Source organism: Streptomyces sp. NBC_00775 (genome assembly GCF_036347135.1).
Lineage (GTDB): Bacteria > Actinomycetota > Actinomycetes > Streptomycetales > Streptomycetaceae > Streptomyces > Streptomyces lutosisoli.
In genome coordinates, this window is the sequence record NZ_CP108938.1 from 3,304,551 (window position 1) to 3,330,984 (window position 26,434).

General features: G+C 69.7%; 18 protein-coding genes. 11 read left to right on the top strand and 7 right to left on the bottom strand.

What is annotated here, in order from left to right:
- The first annotated feature begins 33 nt into the window (after positions 1-33).
- Positions 34-1,011 carry an NAD(P)-dependent alcohol dehydrogenase gene (locus tag OIC96_RS14650; RefSeq protein ID WP_330307410.1) on the top strand — a complete coding sequence of 326 codons (978 nt, stop codon included), beginning with the start codon at positions 34-36 and terminating at the stop codon, positions 1,009-1,011.
- 14 nt (positions 1,012-1,025) lie between these two features.
- On the opposite strand, the gene OIC96_RS14655 is transcribed toward OIC96_RS14650, so the two are convergent.
- Both OIC96_RS14655 and OIC96_RS14660 read right to left on the bottom strand, forming a co-directional pair.
- Positions 1,026-1,361 (bottom strand): P-II family nitrogen regulator, encoded by a 336-nt coding sequence (locus OIC96_RS14655; RefSeq protein WP_327431852.1) that lies wholly within the window; start codon positions 1,359-1,361, stop codon positions 1,026-1,028.
- A gap of 21 nt (positions 1,362-1,382) precedes the next feature.
- Positions 1,383-2,816 carry an ammonium transporter gene (locus OIC96_RS14660; protein ID WP_330307409.1) on the bottom strand — a complete coding sequence of 478 codons (1,434 nt, stop codon included), beginning with the start codon at positions 2,814-2,816 and terminating at the stop codon, positions 1,383-1,385.
- Between the two features lie 414 nt (positions 2,817-3,230).
- On the opposite strand from OIC96_RS14660, the gene OIC96_RS14665 reads away from it, so the two are divergent.
- The 3 genes from OIC96_RS14665 (at position 3,231) to OIC96_RS14675 (ending at position 7,819) form a co-directional block, all read left to right on the top strand.
- Positions 3,231-5,276, top strand: coding sequence for a M4 family metallopeptidase (locus tag OIC96_RS14665; RefSeq protein ID WP_330307408.1), 2,046 nt, complete (start codon positions 3,231-3,233; stop codon positions 5,274-5,276).
- 310 nt (positions 5,277-5,586) lie between these two features.
- Positions 5,587-7,248, top strand: a complete 1,662-nt coding sequence (locus OIC96_RS14670; RefSeq protein WP_330307407.1) for a M4 family metallopeptidase — start codon at positions 5,587-5,589, stop codon at positions 7,246-7,248.
- A gap of 70 nt (positions 7,249-7,318) precedes the next feature.
- Positions 7,319-7,819, top strand: a complete 501-nt coding sequence (locus tag OIC96_RS14675; protein WP_330307406.1) for a DUF1990 family protein — start codon at positions 7,319-7,321, stop codon at positions 7,817-7,819.
- A gap of 13 nt (positions 7,820-7,832) precedes the next feature.
- Here OIC96_RS14675 and glgP read toward each other — a convergent pair whose 3' ends face one another.
- Positions 7,833-10,451, bottom strand: coding sequence for an alpha-glucan family phosphorylase (glgP, locus tag OIC96_RS14680; RefSeq protein WP_330307405.1), 2,619 nt, complete (start codon positions 10,449-10,451; stop codon positions 7,833-7,835).
- Between the two features lie 350 nt (positions 10,452-10,801).
- Here glgP and OIC96_RS14685 point away from each other — a divergent pair, with 350 nt between their 5' ends.
- From OIC96_RS14685 to glgB, 5 genes are all read left to right on the top strand, one after another.
- Complete coding sequence (locus OIC96_RS14685; protein WP_330307404.1) at positions 10,802-12,004, top strand: S8 family peptidase; 1,203 nt, start codon at positions 10,802-10,804, stop codon at positions 12,002-12,004.
- 196 nt (positions 12,005-12,200) lie between these two features.
- Positions 12,201-14,459, top strand: a complete 2,259-nt coding sequence (locus OIC96_RS14690; RefSeq protein ID WP_330307403.1) for an alpha-1,4-glucan--maltose-1-phosphate maltosyltransferase — start codon at positions 12,201-12,203, stop codon at positions 14,457-14,459.
- Complete coding sequence (gene treS / locus OIC96_RS14695) at positions 14,456-16,174, top strand: maltose alpha-D-glucosyltransferase (protein WP_330307402.1); 1,719 nt, start codon at positions 14,456-14,458, stop codon at positions 16,172-16,174. Before OIC96_RS14690 ends, treS begins: the two co-directional genes overlap by 4 nt.
- Positions 16,175-16,276: 102 nt before the next feature.
- The gene (locus OIC96_RS14700; RefSeq protein ID WP_330307401.1) at positions 16,277-17,704 is read left to right on the top strand and encodes a maltokinase N-terminal cap-like domain-containing protein; all 1,428 of its coding nucleotides are present in this window, start codon (positions 16,277-16,279) and stop codon (positions 17,702-17,704) included.
- Between the two features lie 46 nt (positions 17,705-17,750).
- Positions 17,751-20,270 carry a 1,4-alpha-glucan branching enzyme gene (gene glgB / locus OIC96_RS14705; RefSeq protein WP_330307400.1) on the top strand — a complete coding sequence of 840 codons (2,520 nt, stop codon included), beginning with the start codon at positions 17,751-17,753 and terminating at the stop codon, positions 20,268-20,270.
- Positions 20,271-20,660: 390 nt separating this feature from the next.
- Here the strand turns inward: glgB and OIC96_RS14710 are convergent, their stop codons facing one another.
- The 4 genes from OIC96_RS14710 to OIC96_RS14725 all read right to left on the bottom strand — a co-directional run bounded on the left by OIC96_RS14710 (position 20,661) and on the right by OIC96_RS14725 (position 24,485).
- Positions 20,661-22,949: a HelD family protein gene (locus tag OIC96_RS14710; protein WP_330310293.1), complete on the bottom strand. Its 2,289-nt coding sequence runs from the start codon at positions 22,947-22,949 to the stop codon at positions 20,661-20,663.
- Between the two features lie 143 nt (positions 22,950-23,092).
- Complete coding sequence (locus tag OIC96_RS14715) at positions 23,093-23,407, bottom strand: thioredoxin family protein (RefSeq protein WP_330310292.1); 315 nt, start codon at positions 23,405-23,407, stop codon at positions 23,093-23,095.
- 23 nt (positions 23,408-23,430) lie between these two features.
- Entirely contained in the window at positions 23,431-23,892 is a 462-nt protein-coding gene (locus OIC96_RS14720) for a MerR family transcriptional regulator (RefSeq protein ID WP_330307399.1), read from the bottom strand.
- 77 nt (positions 23,893-23,969) lie between these two features.
- The gene (locus OIC96_RS14725; RefSeq protein WP_330307398.1) at positions 23,970-24,485 is read right to left on the bottom strand and encodes an Lrp/AsnC family transcriptional regulator; all 516 of its coding nucleotides are present in this window, start codon (positions 24,483-24,485) and stop codon (positions 23,970-23,972) included.
- A gap of 86 nt (positions 24,486-24,571) precedes the next feature.
- On the opposite strand from OIC96_RS14725, the gene OIC96_RS14730 reads away from it, so the two are divergent.
- On the top strand, positions 24,572-25,474 hold the full coding sequence (locus OIC96_RS14730; protein WP_330307397.1) for an NAD-dependent epimerase/dehydratase family protein: 903 nt from the start codon (positions 24,572-24,574) through the stop codon (positions 25,472-25,474).
- A 1-nt stretch (position 25,475) separates the two neighbouring features.
- Positions 25,476-26,402 carry an aldo/keto reductase gene (locus OIC96_RS14735; protein WP_330307396.1) on the top strand — a complete coding sequence of 309 codons (927 nt, stop codon included), beginning with the start codon at positions 25,476-25,478 and terminating at the stop codon, positions 26,400-26,402.
- Positions 26,403-26,434: the final 32 nt, after the last annotated feature.

A 26,434-nucleotide genomic window follows, 5' to 3' on the forward strand; every position in this document is an offset into this window, starting at 1 on the left:
TTCCGCCCCGAATGCCTGCGTCACGGAGGCCCGATGAAGGCGATCGCCCAGGACCGGTACGGCTCTCCGGACGTGCTGGAGCTGCGGGAGTTCGACAAGCCGGAGCCCGCCGGCGGCGAGGTGCTGGTGCGGGTGCACGCGGTGTCGGTCAACGCGTACGACTGGCACCTCATGCGGGGCGATCCGTATCTGGCGCGTCTGTCGTTCGGCGCGGTCCGGCCGAAGGTGCGGATCCGGGGCCGGGACTTCGCGGGACGGGTAGAAGCGGTCGGCGCGGACGTGCGGCGACTGCGTCCCGGGGACGAGGTGTTCGGCGAGGCCGACGGGGCGTTCGCCGAGTACGTGTGCGCGCCCGACGCAGCGGTGTCGGCGAAGCCGGCCGGCCTGACGTTCGAGCAGGCGGCCGCGCTGCCACTGGCCGGGAACACGGCCCTGACCGGGCTGCGCGACGTGGGGCGGCTGGCGTCGGGGCAGCGCCTCCTGGTCAACGGAGCGTCCGGAGGAGTCGGCACCCTCACCGTGCAGATCGCCAAGTCGTACGGCGCGGAGGTGACCGCGGTGTGCAGCGCGAGAAACGCCGAGCTGGTCCGCTCGCTCGGCGCGGACCGGGTCATCGACTACGCCGAGGAGGACTTCACGCGCGAAGGCCCGCGGTACGACGTCGTGTTCGACCTGGTGGCCAATCGCTCACTGAGCGACCTGCGCCGCGCGCTGACACCCACGGGCACGCTCGTGCTGTCCGGCGGCGGCGTGTCCGAGGGCGGCAGCCTCTTCGGCCCGATGGGCCTCACCCTCAGGGGCCAGGCGCTGTCCCGCTTCGTCGGCCAGCGGGTCCTCACGTTCTTCGCCCAGCCGACCGGGGAGAACCTGGCGGCCCTGCGGGAACTCGCCGAGTCCGGCAAGCTCGCCCCGGTCATCGACCGGACGTACGGCTCACTGAGCGAGATACCCGACGCCATCCGGTACATGGAGATCGAGCACACCCGGGCGAAGGTCGTCATCACGGTGTGACCGCCCGCTCCCCCTCACACCGCGTCCGGCCCCCGCTCCCGCGTCCGGATGCGCACCACCTCCTCCACCGGCGTCACCCACACCACCCCGCCGCCCGTCCCGCGGGCCCCCGCCGCACGGATGACACGGACAAGATCCGCGGCGTCGAAGTCCAGCGTGAGGACGTCGAGCCGGAGCCGAGGGCTGAGGTCCACGCGGTACTCGGCGCCGCGATAGATCTCCACGCGGACCCTCTTCGGCGTGTACCCCTGGACTTCGGTCACGGTCACCCCGCGCACCCCGAAGGACTGGAGCGCCCGCATCACGTCAGGCACCCGATGCGGAGGGAGGACCGCGGTGACAAGCTTCACGGTCCCTCAACTCCCCATCCGTCAGCCGGAGTCCGTGTCGCCCGCCGGTTCCTTCTCCGGGGCCTTCCGCGCCACCGCCGCGGCGGCGACCGGCTCCGGAGCCAGCCCCGTCACCGCTGTCTCCGCCGGGTACGCCTCCTCGTCGTGCACCGCGAGGTCCCCGCCCTCCAGGACCTCGTCGGGGGCGCGCAACTTCACGAACAGGCCGATCGCGCGCAGGATGAGGAAGGTCATCACGGCGTCGTAGACGATGACCGTGCCCGCGGCGCCGGCCTGCTTCCACAGCTGGTCGAGGTTGCCGTAGAGCCAGCCGCTGGTGGACCAGGCGGTGGAGCCGTCCTTGTTGAGGTAGACCGCCATCGCCGGGTCGGCGAAGATCCCGACGAGCATGCCGCCCGCGAGGCCCGCGATGCCGTGGGTGTAGACGACGCCGAGCGCGTCGTCGACCTTGTTGAACGGCGGCACCTTGGACAGGTAGTTCCAGGCCAGCCACACCAGGGACGACGCGATGATGCCGATGTAGATCGCGCCGATGCCGGTGACGAATCCGGCCGCCGGGGTGATCGCCACCAGGCCCACGATCATGCCGTTGACCGAGCCCAGGAAGGTCGGTTTGCGCTGCGGGCCCGCGAACATGTCCCACACCACCCAGGTCAGCAGCGCGACCGCCGTGCAGAGGTTGGTGTTGAGGACGGCGGCGGCGGCGTTGTGGCCGCCGAAGTACATGTCGCCGCCGTTGAACCCGTTCCAGCCGAGCCACAGGATGCCCGCGCCGACGGCGACCATGGGGAGGTTGTTGGGGACGCCGTGCGCGCGGTCGCGGGCCAGCCGGGGGCCGATGACCGCGGCCGCCACGAACCCCGAGGTGCCGGCGGCGAGATGGATGACGTACCCGCCGGAGTAGTCGAGCGCGCCCTTGGCCGCCCACCAGCCGCCGCCCCAGAGGAGGAAGGCGTTGACCGTGTAGACCAGGGTCGACCAGAGGGGGACGAAGAGCAGCCACGCGCGGATGTTCATCCGGCCGACCACGCTGCCCATGAAGAGCAGCGGAGTGATGGCCGCGAAGGCAAAGTGGAAGTAGGCGAGCGTGGACTGCGGGAAGTGGAAGCTCGGCATCAGGTCATTGCCGTTGACGAGCGGGATGTACGCCTGTGCCTGCTCGCTCGCCGAGCCGACGATGGTGCCCGGGCGGCCCACGAACGCGCCGAGGATGCCGGGCCAGTCGGAGTTCAGGGGTTCACCGAACCCCATCTTGAACTCCCAGAGCACCCAGCCGACGAGCACGAGCGAGAAGCCGGTGAAGGCCATGAACATGGTGTTCACGACCCACTTGCGCTGGACGAGGCCGCCGTAGAGGATCGCGATACCGGGGATGCTCATCAGGCCGACCAGGGTGGCCGCGACGAGCTGCCAGGCGTTGTCGCCGGCATCCAGCCAGTTGGGATAGGGGATCACTGCGCCGTCAACTCCCCTCATGGGAGCGGCAGTCCGGCGGACCGCCGGTGTGCACGGCAGGATCGTGCCGGATCTATTGCGGGTCGGTTCCGGGGGCATGTCGCCCGAGCAAATTTGTCCTCACCCTCAACGGCCCGTTTCTGGCCGGTAGTTGAAGAGTTCGTATAACGAACATGACCAACCGGACAACGGACTATTTCCGGCCAACTTCTTGATGCGCTCCTGACAGACAGCGCAATCTGCTGCCACTCTTCCCACGGCAAGTTCACAGCAACCCCACAGTCTTACCGCTGTGTCGTGCCGTACGACCCCATGCACCTGGTTCCGCGTACCGCCCTGTTCTGCCCGGACGGGTCACCCATCGTCCGGTCTCCCCTGGCCGCGCGACCCGCGGCCACGCAGAAGGAGTCAGTGTTGAGTAGCAGTTCTCCCCACAGACGCACCTCCCACATCACCAAGCGCCGTATCTCGGGCGTCGCCCTCGTCGGCGTCGCCGCCCTGTTGACCGCGGCCGTCCAGTCGGGCGCCGCGAGCGCCGCCCCGGAGAAGGCACCTCGGGCGGGCAAGGTCAACCCGGGCGCGGTCGCCCTGAAGCTCACGCCCTCGCAGCGCGCCGAGCTGATACGCGACGCCAACGCCGCCAAGGCGACCACCGCCAAGGACCTGGGCCTCGGGGCCAAGGAGAGCCTGGTGGCCCGCGATGTCATCAAGGACCACGACGGCACCGTCCACACCCGCTACGAGCGGACGTACGACGGACTCCCGGTCCTCGGCGGCGACTTGGTGGTCGACACCGCCACGTCCGGCAAGACCGAGCACGTCTACAAGGCGACGAAGGCCACCATCAAGGTCTCCTCGCTCAAGCCTTCCGTCGCCGCCGCCAAGGCGGAGAAGCAGGCCCTGTCCGCCGCCAAGGCCGCCGGTTCGAAGCAGACCGACGCGGACCGCGCGCCCCGCAAGGTGATCTGGGCGGGCAGCGGCACACCGGTGCTGGCGTACGAGACGGTCGTCGGCGGTCTCCAGGACGACGGCACCCCGAACCAGCTGCACGTCATCACCGACGCGGCCACCGGCAAGAAGCTCTTCGAGTGGCAGGGCATCAAGACCGGTATCGGCAACACCCAGTACAGCGGCCAGGTGACCCTGACGACCACCCAGTCGGGCTCCACCTTCACGCTGAACGACAGCGCGCGCGGCGCCCACAAGACGTACAACCTGAACCACGGGACGTCCGGCACCGGCACGCTGTTCTCGCAGACGAACGACACCTGGGGCAACAGCACCACGTCGAACGCCGCGACCGCCGGCGCCGACGCGCACTACGGTGCCGCCGAGACCTGGGACTTCTACAAGAACACCTTCGGCCGCAGCGGCATCAAGAACAACGGCGTGGGAGCGTACTCGCGCGTCCACTACGGCAACGCGTACGTCAACGCGTTCTGGGACGACACCTGCTTCTGCATGACGTACGGCGACGGGTCCGGCAACGCCGACCCGCTGACCTCGCTGGACGTCGCGGGCCACGAGATGAGCCACGGCGTCACGTCGAACACCGCGGGCCTCAACTACTCGGGCGAGTCCGGCGGTCTGAACGAGGCGACGTCCGACATCTTCGGCACGGGCGTCGAGTTCTACGCCAACAACTCCACCGACGTGGGCGACTACCTCATCGGCGAGAAGATCGACATCAACGGCGACGGCACCCCGCTGCGCTACATGGACAAGCCCAGCAAGGACGGCGGCTCCGCCGACTCCTGGTACTCGGGTGTCGGCAACCTCGACGTGCACTACTCCTCGGGTGTCGCCAACCACTTCTTCTATCTGCTGAGCGAGGGCAGCGGCGCCAAGGTCATCAACGGCGTCAGCTACAACTCGCCGACGTCGGACGGCCTTCCGGTCACCGGCATCGGCCGCGACAAGGCGCTGCAGATCTGGTACCGGGCGCTCACCACCAAGTTCACCTCGACCACCAACTACGCGGCGGCCCGCACCGGCACGCTCGCGGCGGCGGGTGAGCTGTACGGCACCACGAGCACCGAGTACAAGGCGGTGCAGGACGCGTGGGCGGCCGTCGCGGTCGGTGCGCGCTCCGGTGGCGGCGGCGGAGGCGGTACGTCGTTCGAGAACACGGCCGACGTATCAATTCCGGACAACGGAGCGGCGGTCACGTCGTCGATCACGGTCTCCGGCCGCACCGGCAACGCGCCCACGAACCTCGCGGTCGCCGTGGACATCATCCACACCTGGCGCGGTGACCTCGTCGTCGACCTGGTGGCCCCGGACGGCTCGGTCTACAACCTGAAGGCGTTCAGCTCCTCCGACTCGGCGGACAACGTCCAGACCACCTACACGGTCAACGCTTCCTCCGAAGTCGCCAACGGGACCTGGAAGTTGAGGGTCCAGGACAAGGCGGCACAGGACACCGGCTACATCAACAGCTGGAAGCTGACCTTCCCGTAAACCCTGGCCGGCTCGGGTCTGCCGCAGGGCACAGAACAGGGCGCCGTCCCGGAGGTTCAACTCCCCGGGGCGGCGCCCTCTTTGCCATGCCCTGACCGCGCTTTTGTTGTCCCATGGACAAAATCCGGAGGTCGCGGCTCGCACCAGATTTTCACCTGGGCGATTCTTTTCAGCCAAGATCTAGTCGGGGTCATGACATTTATGTGCTGCTGATGCCACTCTTCCATCGCACGGCTCACCCGCACCGCAACTTCACACCGTCCGTACGACTACCCCACGCCGTCCGGACGCCCCCACACGAGGAGCTTGCGTGACTCAGTTCTACGCGCGTCACAAGCGCACCACTCTGGCCATCGCCACCGCTGTCGCGGCCGGAGCCCTGCTCACCACCGGTATGACCACCGGTGCCTCCGCCCAGAACGCCGCCTCCCCCTCGGGTGCCGCGGCCCTCGCCGCCGCCCCGGTCCAGCTGTCCGCGGCCGCGCGCACGGCCCTGATTCAGAAGGCGGACGCCAACACGGCCGCCACGGCTCAGCAGATAGGCCTCGGCGCCAAGGAGAAGCTGGTCGTCAAGGACGTCGTCAAGGACGCCGACGGCACGGTGCACACGCGTTACGAGCGCACCTACGCCGGACTCCCGGTCCTCGGCGGCGACCTGGTCGTCCACCAGAAGCCGGGCAAGACCGAGACCGTGACCAAGGCGACGACGAAGACCATCAAGGTGGCCTCCCTCAAGCCGCAGATCGCCGTCGCCAAGGCCGAGAAGCAGGCCCTGACCGCGGCGCGGGCCGCGGGCTCGGAGAAGACCGCCGCGGACGGCGCCCGCAAGGTGATCTGGGCCGGCAACGGCACCCCGACCCTGGCGTACGAGACGATCGTCGGCGGCCTCCAGGACGACGGCACCCCCAACCGTCTGCACGTCATCACCGACGCCGCCACCGGCAAGAAGCTCTTCGAGTACCAGGGCATCGAGAACGCGACCGGCACCGGCAAGACGCTGTACTCGGGCACCGTCAGCCTCACCACCAGCCTCTCGGGCACGACGTACTCGCTGACCGACGCCTCGCGCGGCAGCCACAAGACGTACAACCTGAAGCACACCACCAGTTCGGGCACCGGCACCCTGTTCACCAACACCACGAACACGTGGGGCACCGGCGCCGCCTCCAGCTCCACCACCGACGTGACCGCGGCCGCCGACGCCGCCTACGGCGCGCAGGAGACCTGGGACTTCTACAAGAGCACGTTCGGCCGCAGCGGCATCAAGAACGACGGTGTCGGCGCCTACTCCCGCGTCCACTACGGCAGCTCGTACGTCAACGCCTTCTGGGACGACGACTGCTTCTGCATGACGTACGGCGACGGCTCCAGCAACACGCACCCGCTGACCTCGCTGGACGTGGCCGGCCACGAGATGAGCCACGGCGTCACCGCCAACACCGCGGGCCTCAACTACAGCGGTGAGTCCGGCGGTCTGAACGAGGCGACCTCCGACATCTTCGGCACCGGCGTGGAGTTCTACGCGGCGAACTCCTCGGACGTCGGCGACTACCTCATCGGCGAGAAGATCAACATCAACGGCGACGGCACCCCGCTGCGCTACATGGACAAGCCCAGCAAGGACGGCGGCTCCGCCGACTCCTGGTCGTCCAGTGTCGGCAACCTCGACGTGCACTACTCGTCGGGCGTGGCGAACCACTTCTTCTACCTCCTCTCGGAGGGCAGCGGCGCCAAGACGATCAACGGGGTCAGCTACAACTCCCCGACGTCCAACAGCTCCACGGTCACCGGCATCGGCCGCGACAAGGCCCTGCAGATCTGGTACAAGGCGCTGACGACCTACTTCACGTCGTCGACGAACTACAAGGCCGCCCGCACGGGCACGCTCTCCGCGGCGTCGGCCCTGTACGGCTCCAGCAGCACGGAGTACGCGGCGGTCGCGGCGGCGTGGTCCGCGGTGAACGTCAGCTAGTTCCGGCGTAATCGAACGGGGCGGTACCCGGGGAGAGGGCAACTCCGGGTACCGCCCTACGCTGTCCCCCATGCCCTTCACGTACGAGGACGTGGGCGCGACCCGCGAGGACCGCTGCCCACCGGGCTTCCACCGACTGCACGTCCGCTCCCGGATCGGCGAGGGCGAGGCCGTCTTCCGCCGCGCCTCCGAGGCCCTGATGACCTGGGAAATGCACCGGGCCATGGGCGTCGGCATCTCCTCCGAGGCCGACAAGGCCGCCCCCGGAGTGGACGTCACCGTCGGTCTCGGCCCGATCAAGGCCCCCTGCCGCGTGGTCTGGACGGCCGAGGAACCACGCCGCACCGCCTGGGCCTACGGAACGCTTTCCGGCCATCCGGAGTGCGGCGAGGAGGCCTTCGTCGTCACCCGCACCGGCGACGGCACCGTCTGGCTGACGATCACCGCCTTCAGCCGCGCGGCGAAGTGGTACTCCCGCGCGGCCGGACCGGCGACCCGAGGACTCCAGCACGCCTACGCCCAGAGGTGCGGGAAGGTACTGCGCCGGTTGTGCGCGGGCCTGGACGACTAGAGCCTCGCCCCCCTCACCGCATCAGAACCCACGCCTCCTCCCCCTTCTCCTCCGCCGGCACCGCCACCAGCCCCAGCTCCGCGCCGGATGCCAGCAGTCGGTGCGTGGGCAGGATCCGGACCGTGTAGCCGAAGGGGCCCGTGCGGTCCAGGGAGAGCGGGCCCTCGTAGACCCAGCGGCCCTCCAGGTCCGGGCCGCCCGCCGGTTTCAGCGCCACGCACATCGCGTCCGCGATCCGGTCGTCCGCGTCGACGCGCCCGGCGACGGCCTGGACCTCGACGTCGTCGGGGACGAGGTCACCGAGGCCGACGCGGACGTGCAACGACAGGGTCGTACCGAGTTCGGCGGACGTCGTGGCGGAGGAGGCCTCGACGTGGTCGACGGTGACCTGGGGCCAGGCGGCGCGCACCCGGGACTTCCAGGAGGCGAGTTCGCGGGCCGTGTCCGCGGTGAGCGAGCGGTGGGCCTGGGCCGCGGGGGCGTAGAGCCGCTCCACGTACTCGCGGACCATCCGGCCCGCCAGCACCTTCGGACCGAGGTGGGTCAGCGTCTGGCGCACCATCTCGATCCAGCGGTCGGGCAGCCCGTGCTGGCCGCGCTCGTAGAAGCGGGGGGCCACCCGCTGTTCGAGCAGCTCGTAGAGAGCCGCGGCCTCCAGGTCGTCACGGCGGTCGTCGTCGGTCGCCGTGCCGTCCGCCGTCGGGATCGCCCAGCCGAAGTCGGGCTGGAACCACTCGTCCCACCAGCCGTCCAGAACCGACAGATTCAGACAGCCGTTGAGCGCCGCCTTCATGCCGGACGTGCCGCAGGCCTCCAGGGGCCGCAGCGGGTTGTTGAGCCAGATGTCGCAGCCGGGGTACAGCTTCTGCGCCATCGCCATCCCGTAGTCCGGCAGGAACACGATCCGGTGCCGGACCCGCGGGTCGTCCGCGAACCGGACCAGCTCCTGGACCAGGCGCTTGCCGCCGTCGTCCGCGGGGTGGGCCTTGCCCGCGACCACGATCTGGACCGGGCGCTCGGCGTGCAGGAGAAGGTCCATGAGGCGGTCGCGGTCGCGCAGCATCAGGGTCAGCCGCTTGTACGAGGGGACCCTGCGGGCGAAGCCGATGGTCAGGACGTCGGGGTCCAGCACCCCGTCGATCCAGCCGAGTTCGGCCGTGCCGGCGCCGCGCTGGCGCCAGGACGCGGTCAGCCTCTCCCGTACCTCCACCACCAGCTGCTCCCGCAGCACGCGCCGCAGGTCCCAGATCTCCTGGTCCGCGATGGCGGCCACCGCGTCCCAGCGGTCCGAGCCGCCGACCGTCAGCGCGTCCTGGGTGCGCGGCGCGCCGATCTGCCGTGCGCCCAGGCGGAACACCTCCGGCGCGACCCACGTCGGTGCGTGCACACCGTTGGTCACCGAGGTGATCGGGACCTCTTCCGGGTCGAAGCCCGGCCACAGGCCCGAGAACATCTCCCGGCTGACCTGGCCGTGCAGCAGCGAGACCCCGTTCGCCCGCTGGCCCAGCCGGAGCCCCATCACCGCCATGTTGAAGAGGTTCGGCTCGCCGCCGGGGTAGGTCTCCATGCCGAGGCCCAGGATGCGTTCCACGTCGATGCGCGGGAGTTCGGCGTCCGGTCCGAAGTGGCGGGCGACCAGCTCCCGGTCGAAGCGGTCGATTCCGGCCGGGACGGGGGTGTGCGTGGTGAAGACCGTGCCGGCCCTGACCGCCTCGAGCGCGGGCTCGAAGTCCAGCCCCTGGCCGACGAGTTCGGCGATCCGCTCCAGGCCCTGGAAGCCCGCGTGCCCTTCGTTCGTGTGGAACACCTCGGGCTGCGCGTGGCCGGTCAGACGGCAGTACGTCCGCACCGCGCGCACGCCTCCGATGCCCAGGAGCATCTCCTGCGACAGGCGGTGCTCGCTGCCGCCGCCGTACAGCCGGTCGGTCACCCCGCGTTCGCCGAGGTCGTTCTCCTCGACGTCGGAGTCGAGCATGAGCAGCGGGACGCGGCCGACCTGGGCCAGCCAGATCCGGGCCCGCAGCGCCCGCCCGCCGGGGAGGGCCAGCGAGACATGGGCCGGGGTGCCGTCGCTCTCGCGCAGGGGCACCAGCGGGAGTTCGTTCGGGTCCAGGACCGGATAGTGCTCCTGCTGCCAGCCGTCGCGGGAGAGGGACTGGCGGAAGTAGCCGTGCCGGTAGAGCAGCCCCACACCGATCAGCGGGACGCCCAGGTCGCTGGCGGCCTTCAGATGGTCGCCCGCGAGGATGCCGAGGCCGCCGGAGTACTGCGGCAGCGCGGCCGTGATGCCGAACTCGGGTGAGAAGTAGGCGATGGCGGCGGGGAGTTCGGAGGTCTGGGACTGGTACCAGCGGTCGCCGGTCACATAGTCGCGCAGATCGTCGGAGACCGCGGCGAGACGGCGCAGGAAGTGACGGTCCTCGCCGAGCTCCGCGAGACGCCCGGTCGGCACGCTGCCGAGCAGGCGTACGGGGTCGCCGTCCGACGCGGCCCAGCGCTCCGGGTCGACGGACTGGAAGAGGTCACGGGTCTCGGCATGCCAGGACCAGCGGAGGTTGCGCGCCAGGTCACTGAGCGGGTGAAGGGCTTCGGGGAGTACGGGTCGTACGGTGAATCTGCGGATGGCCTTCACGGGCTTCCACCTTCACGGAGGACGTACGCGGCAGAGGGACGCACGTCCGTGTGCGCCCTTCGTCACCCACGACGGTAGCGGCGCGGGTGCCCTCGCGACACGGCGCATCGGAAGCCCTGTGGGCCCGGGCAGCCGATCGGGCCGACTACGTGACTTCGGCGGGAATGCACCGCAACCTTCACCCGCACATCACGGCCGATATGGCCGATTCCGCCCTCCTGGGCGGCCTTGTGGTGCTTCACCCCACACGAGAGGCTCGCCGGGTGGCGTACGGCCGGCACGACAGGGCCCAGGCCGACACCGGCCGGCTCCGGCCTCCGTACGCCGAGTTGAGGAGGGGAACTCAAGTCATGGCACAGACGAGAGAGAGGCGTCTGCGCTGGGCGGGGGGCGTCACCGCGGTCGCGACGGCCGCGGTGCTTTCGGCCATCACCCTGCCCGCGCACGCCGCCCCGGAGGGGCAGATACTCGGGGCCGGCGATCCCGGTTCCGTCAGCGGGAGTTACATCGTGACGCTCAAAGGGGGGACCCAGGCTCCGTCGTCGGCGGGAAAGAGCATCGCCGAGAAGTACGGGGCGAGAATCAGCCATACCTACGGCACGGCCCTCAACGGCTTCGCCGTGAAGGTCAACGAGAAGCAGGCCCGGCGGCTCGCGGCGGACTCCCGCGTGGCCTCGGTCGTACAGGACACCCGGGTGACGCTCGACCACTTCGAGAAGAACCCGCCCTCGTGGGGCCTGGACCGGATCGACCAGCCTGACCTGCCGCTCGACAAGGGTTACACCTGGCCCGAATCGGCGGGCGCCGGCGTGACCACGTACGTCATCGACACCGGCATCCGGATCACGCACAAGGACTTCGGCGGCCGGGCGAGCTACGGCTGGGACTTCGTCGGCAACGACAAGACGGCCAAGGACGGCAACGGGCACGGCACGCACGTCGCCGGGACCATCGTCGGCACCAAGTACGGCGTGGCCAAGAAGGCCAAGGTCGTCGCCGTCCGCGTCCTCGACAACGACGGCTCCGGCACCACCGCGCAGGTCATCGCGGGCATCGACTGGGTGACCAGGCACGCGAAGAAACCGGCCGTGGCGAACATGAGCCTGGGCGGGTACGCGAACACACAACTGGACACCGCCGTACGCAACTCCATCGCCTCCGGCGTGACCTACGCGGTGGCCGCGGGCAACGACGGACTTCCCGCCGGTCTGTACTCCCCGGCCCGGGTCACGCAGGCCCTCACGGTCGGCGCGAGCGACAAGACGGACGCACGGGCGAGCTTCTCGAACACCGGTTCCTCGCTCGACCTGTTCGCGCCCGGCGTCGCGATCACCTCGGCGTCGTACGCGAGTGACACGGGGAAGGCGACCTATTCCGGTACGTCGATGGCGAGCCCGCACGTCGCGGGCGCGGCCGCGCTCTATCTGGCCGACCATCCCAAGGCGACACCGGCCCAGGTGGCCAAAGCGCTGGTGAAACAGGCGGTTTCGGGCAGGATCTCAGGCGCGGGGCTCCTTTCGCCGAACAAGCTCCTGCACGTCGAGAACCCCTAGCGGGCCCCGGGGACACCAACCGGCCTCGACCTCACAGGACGAGGCCGGTCTTGTGTGTAGACATACGCGTGAGTAGTTAACAAAGTGCCGGAATGCCCACCCGCATAGGGTGGGAAGGCTCCTCCGGTACGCCCCGCAGGCCCCATCTCCCGACACCCTCATCCGCCCACCCACGTTGACGCGGACAGGAGCGGTCATGCCCGCAACGCACCACTCGTCCCCCACGTCGCCACCCCCGACGACCACCCCCGACACACCCCCCATACGCAGGGCCGACGCCGATTCCCGCACCCCGGAGAAACCCTCCGCCGCGACCGGCGCCACCAGCACGGCCGTCACCACCACCGCCACCGTCACCACCACGGCATCCACGGCATCCACCACGGCGCACGCGTCATCCACGGCGTCCACGACGTACACGGCGTCCATCGGGCGCATCCCCGTCCTGGACGTCCACCCGGTCGTCGAGCACGGGCGACGGCCCGCGAAGGCGGTGGCCGGCGAGTGCTTCGAGGTTTCGGCCACGGTCTTCCGCGAAGGCCATGACGCGGTCGCCGCGAACGTCGTCCTGCACGATCCGGACGGCCGCGCCGGCCCCTGGACCCCGATGCGCGAACTGGCCCCCGGCACCGACCGCTGGGGCGCCACGGTGTCCGCGGGGAAGGAGGGCCGCTGGACGTACCGGGTGGAGGCGTGGGGGGATCCGATCTCCACCTGGCGGCACCACGCGGGGATCAAGATCCCGGCGGGCATCGACACGGAGCTGGTCCTGGAGGAGGGCGCACGGCTGCACGAGCGGGCGGCCACCGGGGTGCCGAAGGGCAAGGGCCGCCGGGACACGATCCTCAAGGCCGCCGACGCACTGCGCGACCTCGACCGCCCCGCCGCGGCCCGTCTCGCCGCCGCGCTCACGCCCGAGGTGGACAAGATCCTCGCCCGCCATCCGCTGCGCGAACTCGTCACGTCCTCGGAGCCGTTGACGCTGCTGGTGGAGCGTGAGCGGGCGCTGTACGGCGCGTGGTACGAGTTCTTCCCGCGCTCGGAGAACGGGCAGCCCGAGAGCGGGCTGTCGGAGAGCGGACGGCCGGTCCCGCCGCCGCACGGCACGTTCCGCACGGCCGCCGAACGCCTGCCCGCCATCGCGGAGATGGGCTTCGACGTCGTCTACCTGCCACCGATCCACCCCATCGGCAGGACCTTCCGCAAGGGCCCCGACAACACCCTGTCCGCGGGCCCGTACGACGTCGGTGTGCCCTGGGCGATCGGCTCCCCGGAGGGCGGGCACGACGCCGTCCACCCGGACCTGGGCACGATCGACGACTTCGACGCGTTCGTACGCCGGGCAGCACGCGAAGGCCTGGAAGTCGCCCTCGACTTCGCGCTCCAGTGCTCCCCCGACCACCCGTGGGTGGAGAAGCACCCGGAGTGGTTCCACCACCGGCCGGACGGCACGATCGCGTACGCCGAGAACCCGCCGAAGAAGTACCAGGACATCTACCCGATCGCCTTCGACAAGGACATGCCGGGCCTGGTCCGGGAGACGCTGCGCGTGCTGCGGTACTGGATGGATCACGGCGTACGGATTTTCCGCGTCGACAATCCGCACACCAAGCCGGTGGTGTTCTGGGAGCAGGTGCTGGCGGACATCAGCCGCACCGACCCGGACGTGATCTTCCTGGCGGAGGCGTTCACCCGCCCGGCGATGATGCGCACGCTCGCGGCGGTCGGCTTCCAGCAGTCGTACACCTACTTCACCTGGCGCAACACCAAGGAGGAGCTGACCGACTACCTGACGGAGCTGTCGGGTGAGACAGCCGCGTACATGCGGCCGAACTTCTTCGTCAACACCCCTGACATCCTTCATGAGTTCCTGCAGCAGGGTGGCCGGCCGGCCTTCGAACTGCGGGCCGTTCTGGCCGCGACACTGTCGCCGACCTGGGGGATCTACAGCGGGTATGAACTCTGTGAGAACGCCCCGCTGCGTGCCGGGAGCGAGGAGTATCTGAACTCCGAGAAGTACCAACTGCGGCCGCGCGACTGGGAGTCGGCGGAGCGTGACGGACGTAGCATCGCGCCATTGGTGGGCGCGCTCAACGCGATCAGGCGGCGCAGCCCCGCGCTGCGTCAGTTGCGCGACCTCCATTTCCATCACACGGACAAGGAGGCGGTGATCGCCTACTCGAAGTCTGATCGGAACGCACGCGGTTCGAACACGGTTGTGGTGGTGGCCAACCTCGACCCTCACCACACCCAGGAGGCCACGGTCTCGTTGGACATGCCGCAACTCGGCCTGGACTGGCACGAGTCCGTGCCGGTGCGCGACGAGCTCACCGGCGAGACCTACCACTGGGGCAGGACCAACTATGTGCGCCTGGAGCCGGGGCATAGGCCCGCGCACATCCTCACCGTCCTGCGACCGTCCTCACCGCAGATCGGAGGGTCACCCACAATATGATCGTCAACGAGCCCGTCCCGGACACGTTCGAGGACACACCGGCCAAGGACCGCGATCCCGAATGGTTCAAACGCGCCGTCTTCTACGAGGTCCTGGTCCGCTCCTTCCAGGACAGCAACGGCGACGGTGTCGGCGACCTCAAGGGCCTCACCGCGAAACTGGACTATCTGCAGTGGCTGGGCATCGACTGCCTGTGGCTGCCGCCGTTCTTCAAATCGCCCCTGCGGGACGGCGGGTACGACGTCTCGGACTACACCGCGGTGCTGCCGGAGTTCGGTGACCTGGCGGACTTCGTCGAGTTCGTGGACTCGGCCCATCAGCGGGGCATGCGGGTGATCATCGACTTCGTGATGAACCACACCAGCGACCAGCATCCGTGGTTCCAGGAGTCGCGCGCCAACCCGGACGGCCCGTACGGCGACTACTACGTCTGGGCCGACGACGACAAGCAGTACCAGGACGCCCGCATCATCTTCGTCGACACCGAGGCCTCCAACTGGACGTTCGACCCGGTCCGCAAGCAGTACTTCTGGCACCGCTTCTTCTCCCACCAGCCGGACCTCAACTACGAGAACCCCTCCGTGCAGGAGGAGATCATCTCCGCGCTGCGGTTCTGGCTGGACCTGGGCATCGACGGCTTCCGCCTGGACGCGGTGCCGTACCTCTACCAGGTCGAGGGAACCAACTGCGAAAACCTTCCAGCAACGCACGAGTTCCTCAAGCGGGTGCGCAAGGAGATCGACACGCACTACCCCGACACGGTGCTGCTGGCGGAGGCGAACCAGTGGCCGGAGGACGTGGTCGACTACTTCGGCGACTTCCCCTCGGGCGGCGACGAGTGCCACATGGCGTTCCACTTCCCGGTCATGCCGCGCATCTTCATGGCCGTCAGGCGTGAGTCGCGCTACCCGGTGTCGGAAATCCTCGCCAAGACCCCGGCGATCCCCTCCAGCTGCCAGTGGGGCATCTTCCTGCGCAACCACGACGAGCTGACCCTGGAAATGGTCACCGACGAGGAACGCGACTACATGTACGCGGAGTACGCCAAGGACCCGCGGATGCGCGCCAACATCGGCATCCGCCGCCGCCTGGCCCCACTCCTCGACAACGACCGCAACCAGATCGAACTCTTCACCGCCCTGCTGCTGTCCCTGCCCGGCTCGCCGATCCTCTACTACGGCGACGAGATCGGCATGGGCGACAACATCTGGCTCGGCGACCGCGACGCCGTGCGCACCCCCATGCAGTGGACCCCCGACCGCAACGCCGGCTTCTCCTCCTGCGACCCCGGCCGCCTCTTCCTCCCCACGATCATGGACCCCGTCTACGGCTACCAGGTCACCAACGTCGAGGCGTCGATGTCGTCACCCTCGTCGCTGCTGCACTGGACCCGCCGCATGATCGAGATCCGCAAACAGAACAAGGCATTCGGCCTCGGCTCCTACACGGAACTCCAGTCCTCCAACCCGGCCGTCATCGCGTTCCTGCGCGAAGCCCCCTCGACAAAGGACGAAGGAGACGACCTCGTCCTGTGCGTCCACAACTTCTCCCGCTTCGCCCAGCCCACCGAGCTGGACCTGCGGGCGTTCAGCGGAAGACATCCGGTGGAGCTGATCGGCGGGGTGCGATTCCCGGCCATCGGTGAGCTTCCGTACTTGCTCACGCTCGCGGGTCACGGCTTCTACTGGTTCCGGCTCCGCAAGGACGCCGTCTAGAACCCGGACGGCGGGGCGGTTTCTCCCGCCCCGCCCTGGGCACGCATCACTCACACCCCGACTCGCCCGGTCTCCGGGCCCCTGGGGAAAGGACGCGACGCCATGTCGGAAGCCGCAACCCCCTCTGCCACGGCCCCCGTCGCACGCCCCGAACTGCTCGCGTCCCTCGATCCACTGCTGCGGGAGTGGCTGCCCCGACAGCGCTGGTTCGCGGGCAAAGGGCGTCCGGTGACCGGATTCTCCCTGGTGGCGGCGGTAGAACTACTGCCGCTCACAGCCAAGTTGGGCCTGCTCCATCTACTCGTACGCGTACACCAGCCACTCAGCCCGGCCCGGGGAGCCACCCCGCACCCCGGGGACTGCTACCAGCTGCTGATCGGCGTACGCGAGGTGCTGCCGCCACGGCTCGCGCCCGCGCTGATCGGGCATCTGGAGGAGGGGCCGCTGGCCGGCCGCACGGTGTACGAGGCGCTGTACGACCCGCGCCCCGCCGCCGTACTCCTGGAAGCCCTGCGCACCCGGGCCCGCGTCGGCGAGCTGCGCTTCGAGCGTGAGCGGCACCGGGGGCCCGGGGAGGCCCGGGAACTCCGGGAGATCCGGGGCGATCTGGTGCCACGGGTGGTGACGTCGGAGCAGTCCAACTCGTCCATCGTCTACGGAGATACGTTCATCCTGAAGCTGTTGCGCAGGATCGTGCCGGGGACCAATCCGGATCTGGAGCTTCCGCTGGTGCTGTCCCGGGAGGGCTGTATACGGGTGCCCGCCCCGGTGGCGTGGATGGTCGCGGACCTGGGCGAGGAGAAGACGTACATACTCGGTGTGCTCCAGCCCTTCGTACAGGGCGCGTCGGACGGCTGGGAGCTGGCGCTACGCCAGCTGGCCAAGGGCGAGGACTTCACCGGCGAGGCGCGGGAACTGGGCCGAGCCACGGCCGAGGTGCACACGGCGCTGGCCGATGCGCTGCCCACGGCCACGCTCGGCCGCGCGCAGATGGGGCCGCTCGTCGACGGCATGACCGAGCGCCTGGAGGCGGCCGCACAGGCGGTGCCCGCGCTCCGTCCCTACGCTCCCGGCCTGCGCACCGCCTTCGAGGCGCTGGCCGATCTGGCCGCCGAGGGCCACACCTGGACCGCGCAGCGCATCCACGGCGACCTGCACCTCGGCCAGTGCCTGCGCTCCCCCTCCGGGGAGTGGTCGCTCATCGACTTCGAGGGCGAGCCCTCGAAACCGCTCGCCGAACGCCGCATGGCACAGCCTCCGGCACGGGACATCGCGGGCATGCTCCGCTCCTTCGACTACGCGGCCCACTCGCAGCGCCCCCCGGTGCCCGGCTGGGCGGATGCGTGCCGGGCCGCGTTCTGCACCGGGTACGCCGAGGTCGCCGGCGTCGACCCGCGCACCGACCCCGTACTCCTGCACGCCTACGAGACGGACAAGGCGGTCTACGAAGTCCTGTACGAGGCCCGGCACCGGCCCGACTGGCTGCCGGTGCCGCTCGCGGCCGTACGCCGGCTCGCCGCGTCCCCCTGAACGCCCTTGCCGTTCCCGACCTCACCCTGCCGAGGAGGCCCTGCCCGTGACGCCCCGCCCCCCGTCCGACGACAGTCCGAAGAAGAACGGTGCGACTGGTGAGACTGGTGCGAAGAAGCCGGCCGCAGTGAAGAAGACGGCGGTGAAGAAGGCCGCCGAGGGGAAGACGACGGCCAAGAAGGCCGCTGCCGGGAAGAAGGCTGCCACGGGGAAGAAGGCCGTGGGTAAGAAGGCTCCGGGGAGCGAGACCACGGCGAGCAAGGCCGCGGGAGGCAAGACCACTGACAGCAAGGCCGTGAAGGCTGCGAAGGTGCCGGAACCCGCCGCCGACGGCGCACCCGTCCTGGCCCCCGTTCTGCCCCCTGTTCCGGCCCCCGTTTTCGCCGGTGTCGACCCCGGTGACCGGGAGCGGCTGCTCAGCGGCACGCATCACAATCCGCACGGGGTGCTGGGAGCCCATCCAGTGCCGGGCGGCGTCGCCTTCCGGGCCTTCCGCCCGTACGCGCTCGGGGTGACTGTCGTGACGGACGACCTGCGCGCCGAGCTGCACGACGACGGGGACGGTTTCTTCTCGGGGCTGCTGCCGCTGCGCGCGGTTCCGGCGTCGTACCGGCTGGTCGTGGCGTACGAGGCCACGGAGCAGGAGACCGAGGACGCGTACCGTTTCCTGCCCGCGCTGGGCGAGTTCGATCTGCATCTGCTCGGCGAGGGCCGTCACGAGCAGTTGTGGCGTGCGCTCGGCGCGGAGCCGATGGTGCACCAGGGCGTGACCGGAACCCGCTTCGCGGTGTGGGCCCCGAACGCACGCGGCGTGCGCCTCGCCGGCACCTTCAACTTCTGGGACGGCACGGGATATCCGATGCGGTCGCTGGGCTCCTCCGGGGTGTGGGAGCTGTTCGTGCCCGCGATCGGCGAGGGTGAGCTCTACAAGTTCGACATCACCCGCCCGGACGGCACGCACACGCTGCGCGCCGACCCGATGGCCCGGCGCACCGAGGTGCCTCCGGCGACGTCGTCGATCGTCCACGCGTCGCACCACGAGTGGCGGGACGAGGACTGGATGACCGGGAGAGGGGCGCGGGCCGCGCACGAGGCTCCGTTCTCGGTCTACGAGGTGCATCTGGCGTCCTGGCGCCCCGGGCTGACGTATCGCCAACTGGCCGAACAACTACCGGCGTACGTCGGCGACTTGGGCTTCACCCATGTGGAGCTGATGCCAGTGGCCGAGCATCCGTTCGGCGGATCGTGGGGCTACCAGGTGACGGGCTTCTACGCGCCGACGGCGAGGCTGGGCACCCCGGACGACTTCAAGTACCTGGTGGACGCGCTGCATCGGGCCGGCATCGGCGTCCTGATGGACTGGGTTCCGGCCCACTTCCCGCGCGACGACTGGGCGCTGGCCGAGTTCGACGGCCGACCGCTCTACGAGCATGAGGACCCGCTGCGGGCCGCGCACCCCGACTGGGGCACCCTGGAGTTCGACTACGGACGCCGCGAGGTCCGCAACTTCCTCGTCGCCAACGCCGTCTACTGGTGCGAGGAGTTCCACATCGACGGCCTGCGCGTCGACGCCGTCGCCTCGATGCTCTACCTCGACTACTCCCGCGAGCCGGGCCAATGGGTCCCCAACGAGCACGGCGGCCGCGAGAACCTCGACGCGGTCGCCTTCCTCCAGGAGATGAACGCCACCGTCTACCGCCGCAACCCGGGCGTGGTCACCATCGCGGAGGAATCCACGGCCTGGGACGGCGTCACCCGGGCCACGCACCATATCGGCCCGGGCGGCTTCGGAGGTCTGGGCTTCGGCCTGAAGTGGAACATGGGCTGGATGCACGACTCGCTGGACTATGTGGCCCATGACCCCATCCACCGCCAGTACCACCACAACGAGATGACGTTCTCGATGGTGTACGCCTACAGCGAGAACTACGTCCTGCCCATCTCCCACGACGAAGTCGTCCACGGCAAACGCTCACTCGTGTCGAAGATGCCCGGCGACTGGTGGCAACAACGCGCCAACACCCGCGCCTACCTCGGCTTCATGTGGGCCCACCCCGGCAAACAACTCCTCTTCATGGGACAAGAATTCGCCCAGGGCGCCGAATGGTCCGAAGCACACGGCCCCGACTGGTGGCTCCTCGACCCCGCCTACGGAGCGGAACCGGACCACCGGGGCATACGCGACCTCGTCCGCGACCTCAACACCGTCTACACCCGCGAACCCGCCCTCTGGCAACGCGACACCGACCCCACCGGCTTCACCTGGATCGCCGGCGACGCCGCCGAGGACAACGTCTTCGCCTTCCTCCGCCACGACGCCCACGGCACACCACTCCTGGCCGTGTCCAACTTCTCCCCCGCCGTCCGCCACGCCTACCGCCTCGGCGTCCCGGAGGACATCCCCGCCTGGCACGAGATCCTCAACACCGACGCCGCCCGCTACGGCGGCAGCGACGTCCTCAACCAGGACCCCGTCAAACCCGAACCCCACCCCACCCACGGCCGCCCCACCAGCATCCAACTCACCCTCCCCCCACTCGCCACCCTCTGGCTCCGCCCCGCCTAAACGTTCTTCGCCCCCGCCGCCCCTACCCGACCCATCCCCCAGGGGCTCCGCCCCTTCAACCCCGTTCGGTTGTGCGTCGGGTGCGGGACGGTGGGGGCTGGGCGCGCAGTTCCCCGCGCCCCTGGGGTGGGTGGGCGTGAAGGTTGATTGTTGGGTGCGGGGCAGTGGGGGCTGGGTGCGCAGTTTCCCGCGTGCCTGAAGGCACGGGGCTGCGCCCTGGTCCCCCGCCCGTCCCGGTTCGTCGGGGGGGTGGGGTTGCTTTTGCCTTTAGGGGCGCGGGGAACTGCGCGACAAGCCCCCACCGGCCCGCAGCCGACGAACAACCCCCGGGGTCGAAGGGGCGGAGCCCCTGGAGGATGGGACGGGTAGGGGCGGCGGGGGCGAGAACTCCTACGCCGGCCCAGACTCCCGCAGCGAATCCGGCAACTCACCGGTATAGAGCACCCCAAGCGCCTGCGTAGCCCGAGTCAGAGCCACATACAGGTCACTCGTCCCGTACAACGCCGGCTCGACCACCAGCACGGAGTCGAACTCCAGCCCCTTGGCCTGCCGAGGGTCTAGAAGGACGACGGCGCGGGTCAGATCGGGCTCCGATCCCACCGCAACCCCCTCCAGACGCACGGCCAGCGCAGCGTGCAGCGCACGAGGCGCGATCACCGCAAGCCGCCCCTCGGCGGGGGTCAGTTCGGCGACGGCCTTGGCGACGGCGCCGGGCAAGTCGTCACCCGCGTCCCGCACCCACGGCCGTACCCCCGTAGACCGCACGGACCGAGGCGGCTCAAACCCGGGCCGCTCCGCCCGCACCACCCCCGCCGCGACATCCATGATCTCGGACGGAGTCCGGTAGTTGACGGCGAGACGCGTGTGCTCCCAGCGGTCCTCCACATACGGGGAGAGGATCTCCTCCCACGATCCGACCCCCGCCGCCTCCGCGGTCTGCGCGGGATCACCCACGAGGGTCATGGAGCGCGTGGGACTCCGGCGCATCAGCAGCCGCCAGGCCATGGGCGACAGTTCCTGCGCCTCGTCGACGATGATGTGGCCGAAGGCCCAGGTCCGGTCGGCGGCGGCACGCTCGGCGGCGCTGCGGTGGTCGTCCTCCTCGTGCCGCTCGGCCATCCGTTCGGCGTCGATGATGTTGTGCGCGGAGAGGACCTCGGAGTCCTCCTCGTCCTTGTCCTCGAACTCGTAGGTACGAGAGGCGTAGGAGACGTCCAGGACGCCCTGTGCGTAGGCGACCTGGGTGCGGCGCTCCTGGTCCGCGAGCGCCCTGGCCACCCGGTCGTCCTCGCCGAGCAGCTCGGCGGCCTCGTCGAGGAGCGGCACGTCCGCGGTGGTCCACTCGCCGGTGACCGGACGGCGGATCGCCTCGGCGTCCTCGTCCGGGAGGTAGCCCTCCGGACCGGCCAGGAAGTCGGCGACCAGCCGCTGCGGTGTCAGCCTCGGCCACAACTGGTCGATCGCGCCCCAGACTTCGGGGTTCTCGGCCAGCTCGTCACGCATCTGCGTGATGTCGCTGGCGTCGAGGAGGTTGGAGCCGTCGAAGGGGTCGGTGCCGATGCGTTCGGCGAGCATGTCGGTGAGGGTGTTCAGGATGTGACCCTCGAAGTACTCGCGCGCGACATTGTGCGGCAGCTTGGCCTCGCGGGTGCGTTCGCGGGCGACCTGGACGAGCCCGGCGTCGAGCATCAGTATGTCCCGGTCGTGCTCGATCGCGATCACGGGGTCGGGGAGCTCCTGGCGGTCACGGACCACCGAGGCCAGTACCTCGGCCATGTCCGCGCGGCCCTTCACGGCGGCTGCCTCGGGGGTGTCGGCCGCCGTCGCCTTCACGCCGGGGAACAGCTCACCGACCGTCGCGAGCAGGACGCCCGTCTCGCCGAGCGAGGGCAGCACCTCGCCGATGTAGCCGAGGAAGGCCGGGTTGGGGCCGACGATGAGGACGGCGCGCTTGGCCAGCAGCTCCCGGTACTCGTAGAGGAGGTATGCGGCCCGGTGCAGGGCGACGGCCGTCTTGCCGGTGCCGGGGCCGCCCTCCACCACCATGACACCCCGGTGCGGGGCACGGATGATCCGGTCCTGCTCGGCCTGGATGGTCTGCACGATGTCGCTCATGCGGCCGGTGCGCGCGGAGTTGAGCGCGGCGAGCAGCACGGCGTCTCCGGTCGGGTCCTCGTGACCGGTGCGTTCGTGGTCGCCGAGGTCGAGGATCTCGTCGTGCAGGTCGGTGACGTGCCGGCCGTCGGTGGTGATGTGCCGGCGGCGGCGCAGGCCCATGGGGGTGTGGCCGGTGGCCAGGTAGAAGGGGCGGGCGACCGGGGCCCGCCAGTCGATGAGGATCGGGGTGTGCTCGGTGTCGTCGGCGCGGATGCCGATCCGGCCGATGTGGTGTTTGACGCCTGTGGTGAGGTCGACGCGGCCGAAGCAGAGCGAACCGTCCACGGCGTTCAGCGCGGCGAGCAGGCCCGAGCGCTCGGCGACCAGGATGTCCCGTTCGAGGCGTGCCTGCATGGGCGTGCTGCCCTGCGCGAGCGCGTTCCCGACGGATGCCTCCGTGACACCGCGCAGGGCGTCCACGCGCGCGTACAACCCGTCGATGAATTCCTGCTCATCGCGCAATTCATCGTCGGGAAATTCTGTGTGTGAGCCCCTGTTTGACAATTCCGCTCCCGCCCGGATATACTGTGGCCAGTGAACTTCTTTGCGACTCAATCCCCTTGAAGTCGCGAACCATTGAATATACGCAGAGAAATCCCCCGAGCGCAATCGCTCAGGGGATTTTTTGTATACCGATGGGACCGATGGGTTGGGTATCGGTGAGGTCAGAGCACGTCGGACAGCTCCTCCAGCAGCCGTCGCTTGGGCCGGGCCCCCACCATCGCCTTCACGGGCTCACCGCCCTGGAACACCATGAACGTGGGCATAGACAGCACCTTGTACGCGTTCGTCGTCTCCGGGTTGGTGTCCACGTCCAGCTGGACCACCTTCAGCCGGTCGCCCTCCTCGGAGGCCAGAGCGCTGAGCACCGGCCCCATCTGCCGGCACGGCGGGCACCAGTCGGCGGTGAACTCCACCAGCACGGGCAGATCCGCCCCGATCACCTCCGTCGCGAAGTCCGCGTCCGTCACCTCGGCCACACCTGCTGCCTTCACCACTGCGATCACCCTTCTGTTCTTCCTGCCGGGGGTCCGGGGGTTGTCCCCCGGGAAAACACAGCGCATACGGGTTCCGGGCCGCCCGGAACCTCGGCGTCGGCGGCCAGCTCGTCCCGCGCCCGTTCCGCCCGCGCCAGCTGCTCGCCGACCTTCGCGCGCACCGACACCAACTCGTCGATCAGCGCGTCGAGCTCGCCGAGCTTGCGGCGGTAGACCGCGAGCGACGCGGGGCACGAGTCGCCCTCCGGGTGCCCGGCCCGCAGACACTCCACGAAGGGCCGCGTCTCCTCCAGGTCGAACCCGAAGTCCTGCAACGTCCTGATCTGCCGCAGCAGCCGCAGGTCGTCCTCGTCGTACGTCCGGTACCCGTTCTCGCCCCGCCGCGCGGGAAGCAGCCCCCGCGACTCGTAGTAGCGCAGAGTCCGCGTGGTCGTCCCCGCCTGCGCCGCCAGCTCGCCGATTCGCATGCCTTGACGGTAATCCTTGACGCCGACGTCAAGGCAAGCCATGTCGGCCGCCGGGGCACGGGCTGCCCTCTCCCCGATCAGGCCGGCGGCAGCAGCGGCTTCCGCTCCACCGGTGACGACAGGACGATCGAGGTCGTCGTACGGCCCAGCGCGGACGTCTGCCCCAGGACGTCCTCCAGGTGGATGGTGTCCTGGACGGCGACCTTGAGGATCCAGCAGTCCTCGCCGACGACGTGGTGGACCTCGACGATCTCGGGGCGGGCCAGCAGCTCCAGGGTCCTGGGGTGCTTCAGGGTGTAGCCGCCGTGCGGGTTGACGCGGATGAAGGCCTGGAGGCCGTAGCCGAGGCGGGGCGCGGAGACGTGGGCGCCGTAGCCGGTGATGGCGCCCGCGGACTCCAGGCGGCGGACGCGTTCGGCTACGGCGGCCGGGCTCAGCCGGACGCGGCGGCCCAGCTCGCTGAGCTTGATCCGGCCGTCGCTCTGCAGCAGCTCCAGGATCTGCCGGTCCAGCGCGTCGAAGGCCACCGACGTTTCGTTGGCGGCGGCGCGCAGATGCCGTGGTTCCTTCGGTGCCTCGGCCGCATCTCCCATGACTCCCCCTTCAGAACTCCTGCGTACGTCGGGAGAATTATGACCACAAGGCCGCAGCTCATCGAATGGGATCGGGGGAGGGCGCCATGCCTGAGGTAGCTGTCATCGGCGGAAGCCGGTATTTCGGAAAACGCCTGATAGACCGGCTGATGGCCGCGGGAGACCGGGTCACCGTCATCAATCGCGGCTCGTCGGCACCGCCCGCGGGGGCAATTCACCTCATCGCCGACCGCAATGATGAGAATTCCCTGGAGAACGCCCTGGGTTCGCGGACTTTCGATGTGGTCATCGACCAGGTCTGCTATACGCCGAGGCAGGCGGAGATCGCGCGACGGGTATTCGCGGGACGCACACGGCGGTACGTCATGACGTCCACCGTCGAGGTGTACGAGTACGAGGACTCGGCGGCCCTCGTGCGCGAGGACGCCGTGGACCCCCGTACCGTCACCGTCGACCTCGAACTCCCCTGGGACGACCCAGACTTCCTCGACGCGCACTACGGCGAGGGCAAGCGGCAGGCCGAGGCGGTCTTCACGGCCGACCCCGCGTTCCCGTACGTGGCCGTCCGCGTCGCCCACGTCCTGGGCGGGGCCGACGACTTCACCGGCCGCCTCGACCACTACACCGACCGCATCCGCACCGGCGAACCGATCGCCGTCCCCGCCGTGAACCACCCGGCCACGTACATCCATGTCGAGGAGATCGCGGACTTCCTCGCCTGGACGGCGGGCGCGGACTTCACCGGGCCGGTGAACGCCGCCTCCCACGGGGTGCTCACCACCGAGGCGTTGTGCGAGGCGGTCGCCGTGCACGTGCCGGAAGGCAAGACGGCCTTCCAGAGCGTCGAGGTCGGGGAGGCCTCGCCGTTCTCCTTCGCCCGTTCGTACGGGATGGACAACTCGCGGGCCACCCAGCTCGGTTTCGCGTTCGGCGAGGCTCGCCAATGGCTCCCCCAGGCCGTGGCCGAGACGGTCGGAAAGGACAACTGACATGCGGTACAGGCTTCTTGGAGACCTCCGCGTCGGCGCGATCGGCCTCGGCGCGATGCCGCTGTCGATCGAGGGCCACCCGGACGAGGCGCGCGCACTGGCCACGGTGCACGCCGCCCTCGACGCGGGCGTGACCCTCCTGGACACGGCGGACTCGTACCACCTGCCCGGCGCCGAGCCCGGCCACAACGAACAGCTCGTGGCCCGCGCCCTGGCCACATACGGCGGTGATACCAGCGAGGTGCTGGTCGCCACGAAGGGCGGGCGCGGCAGACCTTCCCCCAGTGCCTTAAGGGCCTGGGGGGACCCCCACGGCAGCTGGACGGTAACGGGTTCCCCGGCCCATCTGAAGTCGGCCGCGGAGGCCTCCTTGAAGCGGCTCGGTGTGGAGGCGATCGGCCTCTACCAGCTGCACAAGCCCGACCCCGCCGTCCCCTTCGAGGACTCGGTCGGCGCCCTGCGCGAACTCCTCGACGCGGGCAAGATCCGCCTGGCCGGCATCTCCAACACCACCACCGACCAGATCCGCCGGGCCCACGCGATCCTCGGCGACCGTCTGGTCTCCGTCCAGAACCAGTACTCCCCCGAGGTACGGGACAGCGAGCCGGAGCTACGGCTCTGCGCCGAACTGGGCATCGCCTTCCTCCCGTGGAGCCCGCTGGGCGGCATCTCCCGCAGCTCCCTGCGCGGTTCGTCGAGCGTACGGCCGGACGACCGCTTCGGCGCCTTCCACGAGGTGGCCCACGAGCGGGGCGTCAGCCCCCAACAGATCTGCCTGGCCTGGCTGTTGACCCGGTCGCCGAACGTCATCCCGATCCCGGGCGCCAGCCGCCCAGAGACCATCCGGGACTCGGCGGGCGCCGCGGACCTGGTCCTGGACACGGAGGAGCTGGCACGGCTGGACGCGGGGGCCGGCCCCCGGGACTAGGGGGGTGTGGCGAGAAAGTCCCGCACAACACT